This window comes from Desulfopila inferna (assembly GCF_016919005.1).
Taxonomy (GTDB): Bacteria; Desulfobacterota; Desulfobulbia; order Desulfobulbales; family Desulfocapsaceae; genus Desulfopila_A; species Desulfopila_A inferna.
In genome coordinates, this window is record NZ_JAFFQE010000001.1 from 837,180 (window position 1) to 856,159 (window position 18,980).

Annotated in this window: 13 protein-coding genes; 3 read left to right on the plus strand and 10 right to left on the minus strand. The window is 47.2% G+C overall.

Annotated elements, in window-relative coordinates:
• The first annotated feature begins 94 nt into the window (after positions 1–94).
• Positions 95–2,257: a phosphate acetyltransferase gene (gene pta, locus JWG88_RS03565; protein ID WP_205232313.1), complete on the plus strand. Its 2,163-nt coding sequence runs from the start codon at positions 95–97 to the stop codon at positions 2,255–2,257.
• Positions 2,254–3,462 (plus strand): acetate kinase, encoded by a 1,209-nt coding sequence (locus JWG88_RS03570; RefSeq protein WP_205232314.1) that lies wholly within the window; start codon positions 2,254–2,256, stop codon positions 3,460–3,462. The genes pta and JWG88_RS03570 overlap by 4 nt, the downstream gene beginning before the upstream one ends.
• A gap of 28 nt (positions 3,463–3,490) precedes the next feature.
• On the opposite strand, the gene JWG88_RS03575 is transcribed toward JWG88_RS03570, so the two are convergent.
• The 9 genes from JWG88_RS03575 to JWG88_RS03615 form a co-directional block, all read right to left on the minus strand.
• Positions 3,491–4,327, minus strand: a complete 837-nt coding sequence (locus tag JWG88_RS03575; protein WP_205232315.1) for a ComEC/Rec2 family competence protein — start codon at positions 4,325–4,327, stop codon at positions 3,491–3,493.
• The gene (locus JWG88_RS03580) at positions 4,306–4,848 is read right to left on the minus strand and encodes a VanZ family protein (RefSeq protein ID WP_205232316.1); all 543 of its coding nucleotides are present in this window, start codon (positions 4,846–4,848) and stop codon (positions 4,306–4,308) included. The genes JWG88_RS03575 and JWG88_RS03580 overlap by 22 nt, the downstream gene beginning before the upstream one ends.
• Positions 4,849–5,203: 355 nt before the next feature.
• Positions 5,204–7,372 carry an L-lactate dehydrogenase (quinone) large subunit LdhH gene (gene ldhH, locus JWG88_RS03585; protein WP_205232317.1) on the minus strand — a complete coding sequence of 723 codons (2,169 nt, stop codon included), beginning with the start codon at positions 7,370–7,372 and terminating at the stop codon, positions 5,204–5,206.
• 95 nt (positions 7,373–7,467) lie between these two features.
• The gene (locus JWG88_RS03590) at positions 7,468–8,034 is read right to left on the minus strand and encodes a LutC/YkgG family protein (RefSeq protein WP_205232318.1); all 567 of its coding nucleotides are present in this window, start codon (positions 8,032–8,034) and stop codon (positions 7,468–7,470) included.
• A gap of 324 nt (positions 8,035–8,358) precedes the next feature.
• Positions 8,359–9,699 (minus strand): TRAP transporter large permease, encoded by a 1,341-nt coding sequence (locus JWG88_RS03595; RefSeq protein WP_205232319.1) that lies wholly within the window; start codon positions 9,697–9,699, stop codon positions 8,359–8,361.
• Positions 9,700–9,732: 33 nt separating this feature from the next.
• The gene (locus tag JWG88_RS03600) at positions 9,733–10,224 is read right to left on the minus strand and encodes a TRAP transporter small permease subunit (RefSeq protein ID WP_205232320.1); all 492 of its coding nucleotides are present in this window, start codon (positions 10,222–10,224) and stop codon (positions 9,733–9,735) included.
• 92 nt (positions 10,225–10,316) lie between these two features.
• Positions 10,317–11,471 carry a TRAP transporter substrate-binding protein gene (locus JWG88_RS03605; RefSeq protein ID WP_205232321.1) on the minus strand — a complete coding sequence of 385 codons (1,155 nt, stop codon included), beginning with the start codon at positions 11,469–11,471 and terminating at the stop codon, positions 10,317–10,319.
• 1,041 nt (positions 11,472–12,512) lie between these two features.
• Complete coding sequence (locus JWG88_RS03610; RefSeq protein WP_205232322.1) at positions 12,513–13,955, minus strand: sigma-54-dependent transcriptional regulator; 1,443 nt, start codon at positions 13,953–13,955, stop codon at positions 12,513–12,515.
• Between the two features lie 2 nt (positions 13,956–13,957).
• Positions 13,958–16,585 (minus strand): hybrid sensor histidine kinase/response regulator, encoded by a 2,628-nt coding sequence (locus JWG88_RS03615; RefSeq protein WP_205232323.1) that lies wholly within the window; start codon positions 16,583–16,585, stop codon positions 13,958–13,960.
• A gap of 263 nt (positions 16,586–16,848) precedes the next feature.
• On the opposite strand from JWG88_RS03615, the gene JWG88_RS03620 reads away from it, so the two are divergent.
• A complete protein-coding gene (locus JWG88_RS03620; protein WP_205232324.1) occupies positions 16,849–17,376 on the plus strand; it encodes a hypothetical protein in 528 nt (175 codons plus the stop codon).
• A 213-nt stretch (positions 17,377–17,589) separates the two neighbouring features.
• Here JWG88_RS03620 and JWG88_RS03625 read toward each other — a convergent pair whose 3' ends face one another.
• Positions 17,590–18,843, minus strand: coding sequence for a cyclic nucleotide-binding domain-containing protein (locus JWG88_RS03625; protein ID WP_205232325.1), 1,254 nt, complete (start codon positions 18,841–18,843; stop codon positions 17,590–17,592).
• Between the last annotated feature and the right edge of the window lie 137 nt (positions 18,844–18,980).

The window sequence follows — 18,980 nt, forward strand, 5'->3', positions numbered from 1 at the left end:
CATGGCGATAATCATGAAGAATTGTATTTCTTCAATTTTATCTGTTAAGCTGGTAAAAATAACCTTATCTTTTTAGGCAATACAAGGAAACAACATGGCAAAAAATCTTTTTATCACCTCAATAAACGCTGAAAGTGGAAAATCGGCAATCGCTCTGGGAGTAATGGAACTCCTTTTGCGCGATATACGCAAAGTGGGTTTTTTCCGACCCATCATTAATCCTTCAGGTCCCGGTGAGAGGGATCATGACATAGACCTTATTCTTTCCCACTTCTATCTTGGTCTGCAATACAATGAGACCTATGCCGTTACGCTTGACCAGGCAAAACACTACATCAACAGCGGCAGGCAAAACGATCTGATGGAGAATATTCTCATCAAATATCAACTTCTAGCAGACAAATGCGATTTCGTTCTCTGTGAAGGTACGGATTTCAAGGCCGGCCACGAGGCCTTCAATATCGATATTGATGCCGCCATTGCGGCAAACTTCGGCAGTCCGGCAATTATTGTGAGTTCCGCTGACGATTCCACGGTTGACGAGGTAGTCAGTCTTTGCCAGCTTGCCATGGATTCTCTCAAGGAAAAGAGCGTCGATACCATGGGAGTAATTGTCAATAAGGCGAAGATCCACGATAAAGAGGCAATTCTATCCGCCTTGAAAAAAAACATATCCATACCGGACAGCCTGTTTTACGTGCTGCCGGAGGAGCCGACACTTGCCAATCCAACCATGAATGACGTCAAAAAATGGCTCAAGGCGGAGGTGCTTTACGGCAGCAAAGAGCTAGGCAAGAGAATAAACGGCTATGTTATCGCCGCCATGCGCATTGAAAATTTTTTAAATTATCTCAAGGACGATAATCTGGTGGTAACAGCCAGTGATCGTTCCGATATCATTTTAGGCTCACTTGCTTCCCGCCTTTCTTCTGCTTATCCAAATATTTCCGGAATCCTACTGACCGGCGGCCAGACACCGCCGCCAAGCATCAAACGCCTTGTCGAGGGTTGGGCAGGCCTGCCAGTCCCGATCCTTCTCGTGCAGGACTCCACCTTCCCAACCGTCAGCGCCCTGAATGAACTGAAAGGTACGATCGATCCGGATAATCCGCAGAAAATAGCCACCGCCCTGGGTCTTTTCGAGGCAAACGTTAAAACGAGCGAATTGAAAGAGAAGCTTATTTCGCGGAAATCCTCCCGTGTCACTCCGCAGATGTTCGAATATAAACTCATCCGTGAAGCCAAGAGAAACAAAATGCATATAGTCCTGCCCGAAGGGACCAGTGAACGCATTCTCAAAGCTGCCGACATCCTTCTTAGACGTGATGTCTGCAATCTCACCCTCCTCGGCAAAGAAGAGGAAATAGGCAACAAAATTTCGAAACTCGGTCTGGAGCTGGACGGCATCAATATCGTTAACCCTGAACGCAGTCCACATTTTGAGGAATATGTCCTTGATTTCTTCGAAATGCGGAAGGAAAAAGGCGTGACCATGGATATGGCCGTTGATTTCATGGCCGATGAAACATACTGGGGAACCATGATGATCCAAAAAGGGGCTGCTGACGGCATGGTCTCCGGATCCGTCAACACAACAGCCCATACCATACGACCGGCTTTTCAGATCATCAAAACCGTTCCCGGAACAACAATAGTATCTTCGGTTTTTCTGATGTGCCTGAAGGACAGAGTCCTGGTTTTTGGCGACTGTGCCATTATCCCCAATCCTACCGCCGAACAACTCGCCGAAATAGCCGTAGTCTCTGCCGATACTGCTAAACTTTTCGGCATCGACCCTCGAGTAGCCATGCTCTCCTATTCCACAGGCGATTCGGGCAAAGGGGCCGAGGTCGAAAAGGTCATCAAAGCCACGAAAATCGCCCAAAAAATGCGCCCTGATCTCCTTTTGGAGGGCCCCATTCAGTATGATGCCGCTATTGATCCGGAGGTTGCCGAAACCAAACTACCCGACAGCAAGGTGGCAGGGAAAGCCACGGTTTTTATTTTTCCGGATCTGAATACCGGCAACAACACCTACAAAGCGGTGCAGCGGGCCACTCCCGACTCACTGGCGATTGGTCCCGTCCTGCAGGGCTTGAAAAAACCTGTCAATGATCTCAGCCGGGGCTGTACCGTACACGACATAGTCAACACCGTCGCCATTACGGCAATTCAGGGATATGCATCGACCTCCAAGGAAAAGAATTCCTTACAAGCCCAAGATCCGGGTATTGCGGAAAAAGGTAAGACGATATGAAGATATTAGTGATAAACGCCGGTAGTTCCTCCATTAAATACCAGCTTCTCGATATGGACGATGAATCCCTGATGGCATCAGGAATTGTAGAGAGAATCGGAGAAGCCCAGGGAGAACTTTCCCATAAGAAGATTGTAAAGGGTAATGAGCAGAAAACCGTCATTGAAAAAAAGATCGGTAATCATCGAGAAGGCATGCACCTGCTGATTGACATGATTACATCCGCTGAAACAGGCGTCATCGCCAGTACGGATGAAATCGATGCCATCGGTCATCGGGTAGTCCAGGGAGGTGAACTTTTTAACAGCGCCACCTTGATTGACAAATCCGTCAAGCAGGCGATTGAGGAAAATAATCCCCTGGCTCCACTTCATAATCCGGCAAATCTGACCGGCATTGCCGTCGCCGAAGAACTCTTCCCCGGCACCCCTAACGTCGCCGTCTTCGATACCGAATTTCACCAGACCATGCCCGCGAGAGCCTACATGTACGCACTGCCTTATGAATTTTATGAGGATCTCAAAGTAAGGAGGTATGGGTTTCACGGTACTTCGCACAAATACGTCGCCAAAAATGTGGCCAGTGCCATGAACAGGAATCCGGAGGATATAAATGTGATTACCATTCATCTCGGCAACGGCGGTTCAATTACTGCCGTAAAAGGCGGTAAGTGCATCGACACCTCCATGGGAATGACACCTCTCGCCGGAGTTATGATGGGATCCCGCTGCGGTGATATAGACCCGGCGATCTCCGGCTATATTGCCGAAGCAAAGAATATCAGCGCCGCGGAAGTTGACTCTATCCTCAATAAAAAAAGCGGCTTCAAGGGAATTTGCGGAATGAACGACATGCGCGATATTCACGAAAGTGCAGCCGGTGGCAACCAGCGTGCCAGACTTGCCGTGGATATGTTCTGCTATCAGGTCAAGAAGTATATTGGAGCCTATTTTGCGGCTTTGGGCACGGTCGATGCCATTGCCTTTACCGCAGGAATCGGTGAGAATGACGATATAGTCAGAGCCGGTGTCTGCAGTGACATGGAGGGACTTGGCCTTGAACTCGATGCTGCAGCTAATGATGGACGAATCTCACATCAGAAAAAGATCAGCAAGGATGGCGGCAAGGTAGATATCTGGGTGATACCGACAAATGAGGAGTTACAAATCGCTCAGGATACCATCGATGTAGTCAGAGGGAACTGAGAAGTGTAGTTTTCGAATTTTCAGGAGGTCAGTCGGACTCTTTCAATTCCGGTGTCCGCCAGACAAAATCCCCATTTTCGGAGGTAAGATGGAGCCGGGCACCGGATTCCAGAATTTTTTTCACCACCATCTCGTCGGGATAGCCGCGCCTGTTGTCTGAATCCACGGAAACGACAGCATACTCAGGAGAGGTCCATTGCAGCAGCGCTGAACCTGTGGCATCAGCAGCACCGTGATGACCGATCACGAGTACATCGACATCTCCGGGCAGCAGCTTGTCCTGAACAAGCTGGTCTTCCTGCTGTTTGCCGACATCTCCCATTATCAGGATGGTCTTTCCGGCAAAGATTACAGAGAGGACCAACGACTGGCTGTTCAGATCCTCTCCAGAGGGTTGCGCCGGCCAGAGGACTTCTATTAGTGCATTTCTCCAGGAAATGGCACTGCCCTGCCGCAGTTGGCGCACCTCCCAGCTTCCCGAATCCAGCTTTTCGATAACCCATCTATAGCTGTCCAGAAAAGGATGGAAGGCAAGACGCTGCCCTGATTCGTATATGACAGCCTGTGGATAATCCGCCATCTGGCCGAAGATTCCGCTGGCATGATCGGGATGAAGGTGGGTGAGGACGACTGCTTCAATTCTTTTAGCCCCATATCTTTGCAGGGCTTCCTGCAATTCCTGTTTTTTTCCAAAATGACCTGTATCTATCAGGATGCCCGCCTCTCCTCTCTGCAGCAAAACCGCCTGACCTTCTCCTACATCAATTACGACACACTGCAGGTATTCTCCGGCAAAAGCAAGGGAACCCGCGGGATACAGCAACAATGCCAATAAGATTATTTTCAATATTGTTTTCTTATCCATTTCACCCGTAGTATCCATCCGGCAAGCCCTGAGATGGCATTGACAACTATATCATGAACATCCCCTACCCTGCTCGGTAAAAAATGCTGCAGAATTTCATCTCCCACGGCGATAGACAACATGGCAGCGGCACCATGGAGCGGTCCGAAAACAGCGGAGGATATCCAGCCAAGCCAGGAAAAAACCAGAAAATGCACTGCCTCAACAGGAAGCATATATCCCGCCCATACAGCAGCAACGGCGGCTATAAGCAAACAGAGGACACCGCCGACAACCCAGAGATTACTACTGTCTCTTTTTCTCCTTAGTATGTTGACAAGGATGAAGAACAGCAGAGCAAAGATCGCACCTGCTATCCATAGAGGATTCAGGTATTCAACGATATAGAGCTGAATGCTCCTGCCGGTAACCGAAAGGAGAATGATAAAAAACAGTGATAACAGCCAGTACCGCAGTCTGTAGGTGTGATGGAGTACAAGGGATGGTTTCAGGTCGGCCAGTAATTGAAAAAAATCAGTCATAGTATCTGCCTACTGTAGCTGACTCATCCACTCATTTCATCAGAATTTTGCCGATTATCAAAGGACCCGGCCGGATTCATTCAAATACATCGAAGTTTGTGTCCATATGGGTGCTTATCGCAGGGTTCATCCAAAATTACTCATGGAAAGGCCCGGGAGCGCAGAGCGCCCCCTCGGAATTGGCAGTATTTCCACAGTTTCCACAAATAAATTTTGGATCTTTTGCAAGCCTCTTAATTTCCTCCGTTTTTCCGGCGGTTTTCAGCTCACACATATGAAACTTATGATTAGCAGGGTTTCTACATAAATTATCAACAATCGGCAGCCGATCACTCATCATATGCTCCCTTGGAAATTATTCGTTATCAATGGCTTCAGCAAGAAGCTCAATAGTATGGACACAACGGATGGACGGCTCGGCTTTGCCCATCCCCCCTTTAAGCATGATCATACAGCCGGGACAGTCCATCGCCACTGTTTCGGCACCGGTCTTGACGATTGTCTCGATTTTATCCCTGGTGATCTGTTTTGATATCTGCGGATGGCTTAAAAATGAATAGGTTCCGCCAAAACCGCAGCATCTGTCACTGTTTTTCATCTCTTCGATGGTATATCCGCTGCTCTTCAGCAAGGCTCTGGGCTCTCGCCAGACATTATTGCCCCGTTTGAGGTGACAGGAATCATGATATGTAACATTCTTATGCGTATCTGATCCTCTTAATCGCTGAGATGCATCAAGGACGTTTTCAAGAAAAGCTGAGGCATCCATAGTTTTTTCCGAAACAATTCTTGCCTTCTCCGCCCACTGCGGATCGTCGGCAAGACGTTCAACAAAATCCCGCTTCACCCCCATGGTGCAGGTAGGGCAGACACTCAGCACATAATCCACATCCGCTTCTGAAAAGGCCTTGACGCTCTGTCTGGCAAGATACACACCCGTTTCCATATCGCCGGAATATAGCACCGGAATGCCGCAACAATTTTGACCCCGTGGGAAAACCACCTCAACACCAAGATGGTTCAACACCTTTACCAGACTGACCCCCACCTCGGGATAAACGAAATCGGCGCCGCATCCTATAAAAAGTCCTACCGTATATTTTGGATTTTCTACCCTCTGTTCAATCGAAGCAAACCGGTCTCTGAAGGATTCTGCCGCGATTGAAGGAAGATCACGCCACTCGGTAAAGTCTTTGGCCATGAAATGCATAGGCAAATGCCGAATGACCCGCACGGAATCTCCTGCCTTTTTCTGCGTCAGAGGCCGCTGCAGCTTTGCAGCTGCTTTTATCATGGTATGAAAAAGATCGCGATTTTTCATTATGCCCTTGAAGGCTATGTTTTTCACCGCTCCCATCCCATATTCTCTGGTAACCTCCCCGCGCAGGTGTAGGATGATCTCTTCGAGATCTATCTTGGAGGGACAAACAGCGGTACATGACCTGCAGCCGATACAGGCCCGGGTAATTTCCTTCGCCTTGTCCAGCCCCTCATAAAAGGCGGCCAGTATGATACCTATGGCAGAAATATAGATGCTGCCGAATACATGACCGCCAACCGTCTGGTATACAGGACAGACATTGGCGCAGGCTCCGCACTGTATGCAGCGAAGTGCATCGCGACATTCCTCAGATTCATATAACGCTTCTCTGCCGCCATCTATAAGAACGATGTGCTGCTCCTTGCGTTCGCCATGGGACGGCACCGCTCCCCGAATCCAGGTAATATACGAAGTCAGCAGCTGGCCTGTGGCATTGCGCGGCAACAACCGGGTAATCTTGATGGCATCCTCCATATTGCGCACAAGCTTATGGATTCCGGCAAAGACCACATGCACCTTGGGAAGGGTGGCACAAAGGCGGGCGTTGCCTTCATTGGTGACCAGCCCTATCCCTCCGGTATCGGCGACAAGGAAATTGGCTCCGGTAAGTCCGATATCGGCATTAAAATATTCTTTTCGCAGCTCTTCCCGGGCGACTTCGACAAGTGATTTTATCTCAGGAGACTGCTTCTTTCCGGTCTCTTTGCTGAAAAGCTCAGCCACCTCTTCCTTAAACATATGGATGGCGGGCATCACCATATGCGAGGGACGCTGCCCGGCCAGCTGCACTATCCATTCACCCAGATCGGTCTCGGAGGCCTTAATGCCTGCCCGCTCCAGCGCTTTATTCAGGTGCGCTTCTTCAGAAACCATGGATTTGGATTTGGCGATATGCTTGGCCTTTTTCTGCTTGGCCAGATTGATAACGTATTCATTGGCTTCTTTGGTATCCTTAGCTATGAAGACACGCGAACCGGCAGCTTCGGCATTTCTGATGAAGTCGGCCAGCAATTCTTTACGCCTGATTCGCACCTCATCCTTAATTTTGGCAAGGTCGGTGCGCATTTCTTCAAAATCAAGACCTCGGAAGGCATTTTCACGGGCAATGAGATAGGCGTCTCCAAAAAGGTGGAGTGCTTCACTGAGTTTGGGATTGTTCAGCGCATCTTCGATACTTTTTTTATATTGGGCAGCGTCGGCCATTTCCGTCTCCTTTTCTGAATGAGCGCTTGAGAGAGGTCACATTCAGCAAACCGAAATCTCAACCGTTTCCTACAATCCATACTGATATTCTTCCGCTACATTTCCATGATATCACTTGAAACAGAGGGAACTACCAGTATGTGAAGCTCACGGGGACCGTGACAGCCTATGGTCAGGACTCTTTCTATGTCGGCCGTTCTGCTTGGTCCGGTAATATAGGCAATAAAGCGCGGTTCTGAGCCGATATGCATCGCACTCATCGGTTGGGCTGCGGCAAGATTGTCTTTCAGTATCTTTTCCGGATCAACGATGACAAAATGAACATCAGGCAATGTTGTAGCAAGCCGTACATCCTCATCAGTGCTTTCCAGAACCACGGTTCCCGTATCGGCCATGGCAAAATTACAAAAGGTTATTCCCGCAGCCGGCACATGGCCGGCTTCACGAAACTTTCCGGCAAACACATCTATGCCGGACTTCATCATAAGATTTTTGAGATCATGCTTTACACTTAGAGCTGTTTCTGGAATCAAGGTTCTGCCATGTACCTTGGAGGCCACATAATCAACTGCCATCTGCAGGCTTTCCAGTTCAATTACTTCAGCGCCAACCCGGCGTGAAGCCTCCATGAATCGTTGTAAATATACCTGTTGTTCACTCATAATTCCTCTCCGGAGAAGTCGTAACAAAGTAGAATTTTGCCCATCTCATTATATCGCAGTTCGGATAGCAACTAAAAGGTTTTTCCTGGACAGCTTTATTGTGTGTTACACCGAATGTGAGGTTGATAAGATAACTTATTTCTCTGCAAAAGGATATACTGCAGAGTATAGAAACAATATCATTTCTCGACAGCAGTCAAGACATATTTCCGCACCATTATCAAGCTCATCACTAAAAGAAAAAGGCCCCGCCATACTCAGCGGGACCTCTGTTGCAGCATTTCTAACAGTGACATCCTATTGAAACGCAACTGCCACTAAAGCCTAACGGCCAAAGAAAAGATCAGGCAGCCAGGTGATGATTGGCGGGAAGGCTATCATCAGTGCCAGCCCGACAATCTGCAGAAGAACAAAGGGAACAATACCGCGATAAATATCTCCCATGGTGTATTCTTCCGGGGCAACTCCTTTAAAATAAAAGAGAGCATACCCGAACGGCGGGGTCAGAAATGACGTCTGCAACATAACACAGACCAGCATGGCGAACCAGAGCGGATCAAAATAGAGATCCATGGCTATAGGAGTGAAAATAGGTACGACTACCAGCAGAATCGCCGCCCAGTCAATGAACATACCGAGAAAAAAGACAACCGCCATCATAATTGCCAGAACGACATAGGGGCTGACATCCATACCAAGAAGCAAATCGGCGACCACATCACCGCCACCCATACTGAGGAATACCACACTGAACAACTTTCCACCAATGAAGAGCGCCATAATCATGGCTGTGGTACGGGCGGTTGCTCCCGCAGCAAGAGTAATAACTTCCCAATTTAACTTACGATAGATAAGGGCGAGTATCATTGCTCCAACGGCGCCGAGAGCTGCGGCTTCCGTGGGAGTGGCCATGCCGGCCAGGATAGTCCCCATAACCACCAGAATCAGACCAAAGGGTGGAACAAAATTCTTTGCGGTCATGGTGATTTTCTGCAGGACTGTGGCGGTACGGTCTTCTCGTGGAATCGGCGGACCGAGCTTCGGATTGATGGAACAGCGTATAAAAACATAGCTCAGATAAAGGCCGGAGAGAAGCAGACCCGGAAAGATAGCAGCGGCAAAGAGATTACCAACCGAGGTTTCCTTCAATCCTGTAAGACCACCATACACCACCAGCATGATACTTGGCGGAATAAGAATACCCAGTGTACCGGAAGAACAGATAATACCGGCGGCCAGACCTCTTTCATAGCCACGCCGCAGAAGAGCAGGGCCTGCCATCAGCCCCATGGCGACCACAGAGGCGCCGATAATTCCGGTTGTGGCGGCAAAGACGGTTGACACAACGATAACAGCAAGCCCAAGCCCGCCTCGCATGCCGCCCAATACGATATACAGGGCATCGAAAAGTCCTTCCGAAACTTTGGAGCGGTCGAGAATCTGCGCCATAAATATAAAAAGTGGAATGGCAACCAGCGTATAGTTTAAGAAAATTCCCCAGGAGTTGTTGACAAAAAGGTCTAGCAGTCCGGGAACATTGAAGCCATTATCAATCAGACCGAAAACGGTGGCAACCACTGCGAGGGTTACCGCCAAAGGGTGTCCAACAATAATGGCAGCCACCAGGGTGGCAAACATCAGGAAAGTCATGAGTTCGGGGGTCATCGTTAACGTCTCCGAAGTGGGCAGTGAGTGGCTCTAATTGCGTAGTGAGCGGAAATCATTAATCAGTTTAGCTACGCCCTGCAGAAAAAATAATAGAAAACCGACGGCCATAATCATCTTATACGGATAAATTATCGGCCCCCAGGAAGAAGAAGCGCGCTCACCCATTCCCCATGAACTAGCCGCATAGATAAAGGACCAGACAGTCAACAAGCCTATCGTCGGCAAAAACATAACCAGATTAGCGATGATATTGACATATCTTCGAGATTTTTCAGGAAGTCGCGCCTGAAAGACATCAATTGCAACATGTCCATCGTGTTTATGGGCATAACTTAACGCGAGCATGTAATGCACTCCGTAGACGAATACCGTCATTTCAAAAGCCCAGGAAGTCGGCGCACCTATAGCGTAGCGCATGAAAACTTCATAGCTGACTATTCCAATCAGCGGCAGGATCAGATAGGCAGAGTAGAACCCGACAAACTCAGTGACAGCGTCAATAATGCGGGCAATCTGTTGCATAAAAAAACCTCAAAATCTGAAGCTGAATATAAAAAAAGGACAACGAGTCGGCGGAGACACTGTCGTATCTCCGCCGTCCGTTGAATCAAAGATTACTGCATACGCTTTCCATCGATGAAATCATCAATCGGCCAGGGTGTAATGCCGCTGCGGATTTCACGCCATTCAGCAAAGTCACGCTTGAACTGTTCCTGAGAATCAAGAGTTTTCTTTACATCAGGATATTTAGCCTTGACTTCATCAAGATACGCTTTGGTAACTTTGGCAAATTCGGTAATAGCCTCATCATCCATTTTAACGAACTCAACACTCTCTTTAAACAGTTTGATGGCCTCGATGTTCAGGTTTTCCTGCCAGGCGTTTGACCAGAGCTGGGTTTCCTTGGCAGCCATTTTTACGATCCACTGGAGGTCGGCAGGGAGCTTGTTCCAGGAGTCCATATTGATGAAGAGGCCACATTGTACGGAAGGCTGATGCACTCCGGGTTCAATGACGTATTTGGTGATCTCATCAAAACCCATCGGATAGTTGATGGCCGGAGAAGAGAACTCTGCCGCATCAATAACACCGCGCTCAAGAGCAAGGTAGACTTCGCCGCCGGGCAGTGGGGTAACAGAAGCACCGAGGTTGTTCAATATATCCATGAACCAGCCTGGTGTACGAACGCGCATACCTTTAAAATCTGCCATTGTAGTGGCTTTTTTATTGGAAAAGAGTCCCATCTCCTGGCCGCCGTTTCCACCGGGCAGGGCATACAGGTTGTACTGAGCATATAATTCCTGCATCTGCTCAAGGCCACCACGCTCATAAAGCCAGATGTTGTATCCTTCATAATCCAATCCAAAGGGGACGGAGGCGAAGGAGTTGAAGTTCTGGTTTTTTCCCATCCAGTAACCCGGCCAGTCATGACCGATATCGGCTGAACCCTTGCTTACAGCATCGAAAGACTCCATGGCGCCGACCAATTCGCCTGCGGAAAACAGTTTGATGTCAAGACGGCCGCCTGAAGCGAGCTTGACGGAATCGGCAAAATGCTGGGCCATATCATAGAACAGCAAACCTTTGCTCCAGGGCATAACCATTTTCCAGCGGAAGGTTTCGGTTGATGGCTTAATTGTCCGCAACTCTTTTTGAACTTCCTGATGGCGCTTGTCTGCACCGAATTTTTCACGCTTGGCAAATGCACTGGGTGCCGCCACCAAGCTTGCGATAAGTGCTAGGCCGATGAACTTTCCAAGTCTTCGCATTGTTGTCTCCTTGCTTGTTTTTGTTTTTGCGACCAGGCAGTCCGGCCGCCGTTTTTATAGTGCATTGAAATACACTTGGTACAACATGATTCATACATTTATTTAACCGGCAAAACATTGAGAGAACGTTATTGTGCTTTTATCCTCCAACCATCTTTCTATCTAAACTCGATATTGAGATTTATCATTTTTAGATGACAGTTTTTTATCGGAACTAAAAACCTTTTGCAGTAATTGTGCCACACAGCTGCCAATATTTTGTAGTACTATTTCAAAGTTATAGCTTCAATAATCATTTTTGCTTCAGTGCGGATTGCTCATTGAAACCAATTGATTGTCCTAAAAATCGGACAAAACAGGAAACAGCCAAAATAATTACCAACGACATAATCCAGGGTTTTCTAAACAAGGGTCACGATAAAATCGAGATAACCATATTTTCCCGGCATTACGAGATGTTGCCAAGCTAGCTTTTTGCTGTTAATTTATGTTATGAACCTGGAAAGTTCACTCTCGGCCAAAGCATCAAAAAGTATCAGTCCGAATTTCCAGACAGCCATTGGACAATGGATATCGTCATCATCGCCGGAATCTTCCTGTCGGTCACTTTCTCACGGATTTGAGGTCATTTAAATGCTCGATTTACGGCAGTGTCTCAGGGAATAAAAAAAACGATATTCAGAATGTTTTCTTGTATCAAAATAAAGACATGTCTATATATTGATACACATTAGAGCTATTCAGGCGGCTTTTTTCCAAAATATTTATTATTGCCACGAACTACTTCTATTGAAAGTAGATCAGCAGAGCTCGGCAATTGCAAATGTTTCGGCAGAAAAGGAGTTTAAGCACTTTGACTGACACATCCACAAAAACCACCGTACGGACAGATTAGGCGAGCACTGCATCAGTAGCAGTAATGATACAAAACAACAGCTATTTATATAGCCCTCCCCTTTGTTTTTGCAACCGAACAGTGCGGTATCATGTATCTTCGGTGAAAACCTTCTAAGTAACAGTACCACTTTGATAGGACATTTATCAAAGATTCAAGCCATACTTTTTCAAAAGGGCGTAAAAATGAGAACGAGATAAACCGGATTTTTGCAGTATTTCGGGCAACTCTCCCCCGCATTGCCTCATAAGCTCACTAAGATAAATTTTTTCCGCAGTATTTTTAAATTCCTTAAGGTGAGGAAGTTCTCGATCGAAAATGTCTTCGAAAATTTTTTGTCCGATTTTTCGGACACCCTCATTGTTAAACATGTCGTCATCGCCGGCCAGTATCTCCCTGCCGGTCATTTTCTCAATCTGACTTTTGGCCACTTGAATCCGTAATTCACGGGAGAGATGCACTGCAAAAAGGGTTTTCTCGTCACCGGCGTCCACCATGGAACGTTCAAGAATATTGAATAATTCCCTGACATTGCCGGGCCATGAGTAACTTGTCAGAGTGGTGATAAAATCGTCCGCCAGCTCTTTTTTCGCAAGACCATATTGGTCGCAGAGATGCGTCATCCTCGAGTTGAGCAGAGGGACTATATCTTCGAGACGATGACGCAGGGCAGGCAAACGTATGCGCATGGTCTTGATCCGGAAAAAAAGATCGCTGCGAAACCGCCCCTTATCCACCATTGCATCGAGATCTCTGTTGGTAGCGGCAATCAGGCGAAAATCACTGGTATCTTCATGGGAACCACCCACCGGCCTGAAGCAGTGTTCCTGCAGAACCCTTAAAAAAACTTTCTGCAGAGACAACGGCATTTCACCTATCTCATCGAGAAAGAGAGTGCCGCCATCTGCTATTTTGACCAGGCCCAGTGTATCTTTTTGAGCACCAGTGAAGGCGCCCTTGACGTGGCCGAATAGAGTTGACTCGACGAGAGAGGCCGGCAAAGAGGCACAGTCGACAACGACAAATTTCTTTTTCGCCCTGCGACTGTTTTCATGGATCGTTCTGGCAAAAAGCTCTTTCCCTGTTCCTGTTTCTCCGGTTATGAGTACATTCACATCTGATCCGGCTGCTTTTTGAGTCAGCCGCAGACTTGCTTCAATGCCCTGGCTGGTTCCCACCACAGGCCTGTAGACAAGATTTTCCCTTTCGTCTTTTATCTCTTTTTCAGCCCTGTATTTCAGCGCTCTGTTCAAGGTGAGAGTAATCTCACGCACGCTTGAGGGTTTAAGAAGATAATCCCATACCCCTCCCTTGATCGCCAATTCTGCACCGTCGGCATCACCTTTGCCGGTGAGTATTATTACTTCGGGCGCATCCTCGATTTTCATGATTTCAGAGAGCATTTCAAGACCGCTGCCATCCGGAAGTCCAACATCAAGAAAGACTACGTCATATCCGTTTTCGGCCAGCATCTTTCTACCGGCAGCAATCGAATGTGCCTTATCGCACAGGTGGGACAATCTCGAAATAAGACTTTCTATGGTCTCACACGCTTCAATGTCATCATCAATAATGAGCATTTTCCCCATATTTACTCCTGATCGAAAATACTATTCAAGATCCCTTGCAGTTCTGCTTTATCATATGGTTTTATCATTACTTTTTTAATGTTCTTAACATGCACCGAAGCGGCAATAGCGTCATTTCTGCCGGAGACGATAATGCACGGGAGATGGGGGAGTTTTTCTGCAAGCGCGGTGCCTCTCATCGCGGGCATATCGTAATCGGAGATAACCAGGTCGAATTTTTTTTCTCTTCCCATGGCTAAATCCACGGCCTTACGCGGATCACGAACCCCCACTACCTTATGGCCGAGGCTTTGCAGAACTCTCGGTACCGAATTCAGCTGGTCCTCGTCATCCTCTACAAAGAGAATAGATAAGCCTTCGGCCTGACTGGTATTCTTGACCTCATCTACTTCAAATTTAATCATGCCGCTCAGGGGAAGATAAATTTCAAATCGTGTGCCTCTACCTGTTTCACTCTCCACCCGTATACCGCCACGGTGGCCCATGACGATACCATGGACAACGGACAATCCCAGTCCGGTTCCTTCGGTGATATCTTTGGTTGAAAAAAATGGATCGAAGATATTTCCTATGATCGTCGCATCTATTCCCGGTCCATCATCGGCCACGGTGAGCTTGAGATACTCCCCCGCAGAGATATTCATGCTTTCTGCAAGTTCTGAGCCAACCAGTGCCTTCTCGACGTACACATAAAGATTGCCGCCACTCTCCTGCAGGGCATGGAAAGCATTGGTGCAGAGATTAAGGATGGCCTGATGCATCTGGGTGGGATCGGCTTCAACCATTACCCCGCTTGAGAGTATTTTGGACTGCACCCTGATATTTGACGGCAGAGAGGCATCCATAAGGCTTAAAACTTCGTGACAAACCAGGCCGAGATCCGTCTGCCTGAACCCTTCTTTTGAAGGTCTGCTGAAAGATAAGATCTGTTTGACGACGCGGCTTCCTCTTCTGGCCGCTTTCAGAACACGCTTCAGATCCCGAGCTGTCTGCGAGTCATCTTCAACGTCACCCAATGCCAGCTCTGTAGAGTTCAGGATCGAAGTCAGAATATTATTGAAATCATGAGCGATTCCCCCTGCCAGTGTACCAATTGCCTCCATTTTCTGGGACTGCATCAGCTGCTTTTCCAGATTCTGCTCCCTGGTTACATTTTCAGCACTGGTCAATACCCCTATTATCCGGCCGCTTTGATTGCGCAATGGTACTTTATTGACCTCCAGCCATCCGATATTGCCACCATGATCGGTAATTTTTTTTCTCAGCTTGCGAAACTCCCGCTGCTGTTGGACCACGGCATTATCCGTCTTAACCGACCATTCAACATATTCATTATCACTAATCACATCCTCGGTGGATTTGCTGATCATGCCTACCGGCGTCCCGATTCCAAAAAATTCAGTAAAACTCTGATTGGCACCCAGATATCTTCCCGTGGTATCTTTCCAGGACACCAGCTGAGGAATGGTATCCATAAGCGTTTCCTGGAAAGAGAGCTGCTCCTGGACCTTGCGTTGAACCTTGCGCCGCTCTGCCATGATGAATGTCAGGAACAACAAGACGATGACCAGCATCAGAAAGCTAACCATGATGGTCCAGAACAGCTCTTTGGGAAGTTCGTAAAAGGCTTTTGGGCTATTGATGATTATAGATCCCTGAGGCAGGGATTTCTGATTTATATTAAGCTTTTGCATGACGTTATAGTCGAACTTATATATTCCGGAAGGCTCTACCACGACTGGAATATCATCGGTGCGCTCGCCATCGAGTATGCGCAGGGCCATCTCTGCCGCCATTTTTCCATGACTCAACCCGGATAAAAGGCTACCGCCCACAGCACCATGACCAAGCAGAAATTCCCAGGTTGTATAAATTGGAACGGAAGAGTGGGCATAAACATCCTCCATCACTTCCTCTGCCGTGTAAAACTTACCTCTGACCGTCTGGTACCACGGAGTAAAGAAAAGAAAGGTGTCATCCGCCAATCTTTCTACTTTTTGCTTGGTTTCTTCAAGCGACAGCTTAAACCAGAACTCCACCTCCAACCGGGAGTCATATTTTCTCAGCATGGTATAAACCTGCTGTTCTATGGATCTTCCGGTCATTGACTGATCCCCGACCACCACCATTTTCGTTTTATCCGGATGCAGCTTTCTGGCAATTTTAAGAGTACGGACTAAATCAAAATTCTCAACAATACCGGTAAGATTACCTGAAGAAACATCGGTCTGCTCATAATTATTCATGCCGCAGAAGACCAGTGGAATGCCTTTGAATAAGGCTTCCCTGTGCTCTATCACAAAATTGTAGGCATGATTGTCGGAGACGATAATTACATCAAAATCCTCATTCTTGAATTTTTCCTGATACAACTTGAACAGGCTGATATTGACAGGGTCGTAGAGGTATTTTTTGGTATCCATATATTCAACCTGCAGATCAACCTTGTATTTTTCACTCCCGGCCAGACCTGAACGGATGCCATGGAAGATTTCATCGGACCATTCATAGCCATGGTGGTAAGAGTTGATGTGAAGCACATTTTTCTTCTCTTTAGCTTCGGTACAATTTACCGATATCAGCAACACAAAAATTAACAGGTGAAAAAGTTTCCGGTATTTATGCATCATATTTCCATTCCTAAGACTGCGGTGTCCCTTTCTCTTGGTATCGTACTGAAATCACTTCCGTCTTCTTTGAAGATTAAGATTAAATTCAATAGGATTACGCCCAGACATCGGCTCGACATGCAAATAAAACCAACCGATTTAGCCCGATGTCTCCTTCATATTTATCGGGTTTCGACTATATAAAATATAAAGAGCAGCAGCTTTCTTTAGAGGTTATATTTTTTATATGAAACATTCACGAATGCAAAATTCAGGAGGGGGTCATGAAACGAGCGGTTTTTTCATTGCTAACGATACTAGTGGTAATATCTGGAACCTCATATGCCGATTCCGGAGCAAGAGGAGCTTATGAAGCAGTCTCAGGGAGTCGTACGCAAACGACCCTGACAGCTTCGCTGATCGGAGCAGCAGGGAGTCTTACCGTTGCACAAGTCGAACGACGCGGAATTTCAGGTCCGATTCCTCCTTTTTACATCAATCCCCCTGGATTTCACCCTAAATATAACAGACATCGGAAAAATTATCGTCCTTATAATCATCGCTTTTATGACCGCGATTGCCGTATAATCGAACAGCACGCCTACAAATACGGCAAACGCTATATCATTAAGAAACGAGTATGCAGGGATGATAGAAATTATCGTAGATACTATTTTGACAGACGCGATTACAGGGACTACGGCAGGTATGATCGATACCGTGACCGGGACCGGTACGACAGGAAGAGGGACCGAAACAGAGACAGAGACCGAGACAGGAACTGGGACAGGGATCATCGCTTCAGACAATAACATCAGCAGGAAGGAGCAGAATTGTCTGCTTCTTCCTCAGCATTTGGAATCTCTGCTCCAATAAGCTGTTGGATCAAAAAATTCAACTTAACCCGCAATTTCAAGATTGGCCAGTTTATTTCATTTACCTATATTAACAATAAGATCTCATCCAGCGGAGCTGGATAAGTGCCTTCTATAGATCCAAAATATTTTCCCCCTTTCTCGTTTCTTCTAATAAGGAAGATCTTCATCACGCCTCTTCTTGGCGAGGCGATAAAACAGGCTCTTTATCACAGGCATTTTTTCAAAATCCTCATTAGAGACTTTCCTGAGAACTACATCCGTCCGGGCAATGACAGTGGCACTCCGTTTCTTTTCCTTATTGTAGTAAGCCATCTCACCAAAGATACTGCCTTCTGTGAAAACCGCGAGGATTTCGCCGTCTGCATCCTGCGCATGGGCGACACCGCTGTCGATATAATAAATACCGTCGGCACTATCGCCTATTGTCACTATGGCCTCATCCTTTCTGCGCCATTCCAACTGGAAAGCATGCTCCCAGTCGGTATTGGCTACCAGAGCCGTGTATAGGTCCGTGTCGATGGCGCGCAGCAACTGTTTGGAGAGATGAAAAAGGCGAAATCCTAGCTCGTTCCCACGTTTTTCCCCGATTTTGATGCCGGTATACTTGAAGTCATCTTCAGGAAAGGGAAATTCCCGGATATATTCAAGTATACGATCGGTAGCCAGATCCCTATACCCCATAAAAGAGTAATAATGATGCTGTGCTCTGGTCAGTTGCTCCCGCACTTTAGGAAAATCCGGCTCCAGCCTGGTAATAAGATTGCCGCAGAACAGATCCATCGCCTCATTTTTCATAGCGATAAATTGCAGCAGCTTGTCCTTGTCAACATCTGCAGGGCATCTGCCTACGCCGGGTTTCAATATGGAAAACAGGTTGAAGGGAGTGGAAAAGTTTTTGGGAGTCACCTTGCCGATCGCGACAATAAACTCTTTTTCATTCTGCTGCTTACGGGCTACCTCCCGGTCCATCAAGATCCTGGTATCGTAATAACCGCACAGCTCTTCCAGCCTGCTGGCCACAGCAAAACTGGAACCGAATTTATGTACCCTCTCCCCTAATCGTGCTTCGATGATATCGCCGAGGAAAAGACCCATACGTGTTGCCGGAATGCATCCATCATCTATTGCCTTGTTGCAGCGAATGGCAGCCTGCAGCGCACGAGTGCATAATTCCTCGGTGGAACCTCCTCTTCTTTTTTCAAAGATGATAATGGCCCCATCGCCGGCAGAAGGATCGATACTCAGCGGCTGAAATTCATCCACCCCGAGAACGTTTTGTAACTCTTCATAATACACAATGATGAAATCCCGGATTTGACCCGGCTCCATATCCTGGGTCAAGCTGGAATACTGCACCATATCGGTCAGCAGAATCACCACTTCTTTTGCACCATTATCCATTTGTTCTTTTTGCCTTTTCCTTATCTATTTTCAGTTGCAATCATCAGAAACAAAAAAAAGAAATCTGTAAGGCACTACCCCAGCAGAACAGGACAAGTCCCTTGGCTATAGAGGCCAATACACGGAGTAAAATCAAT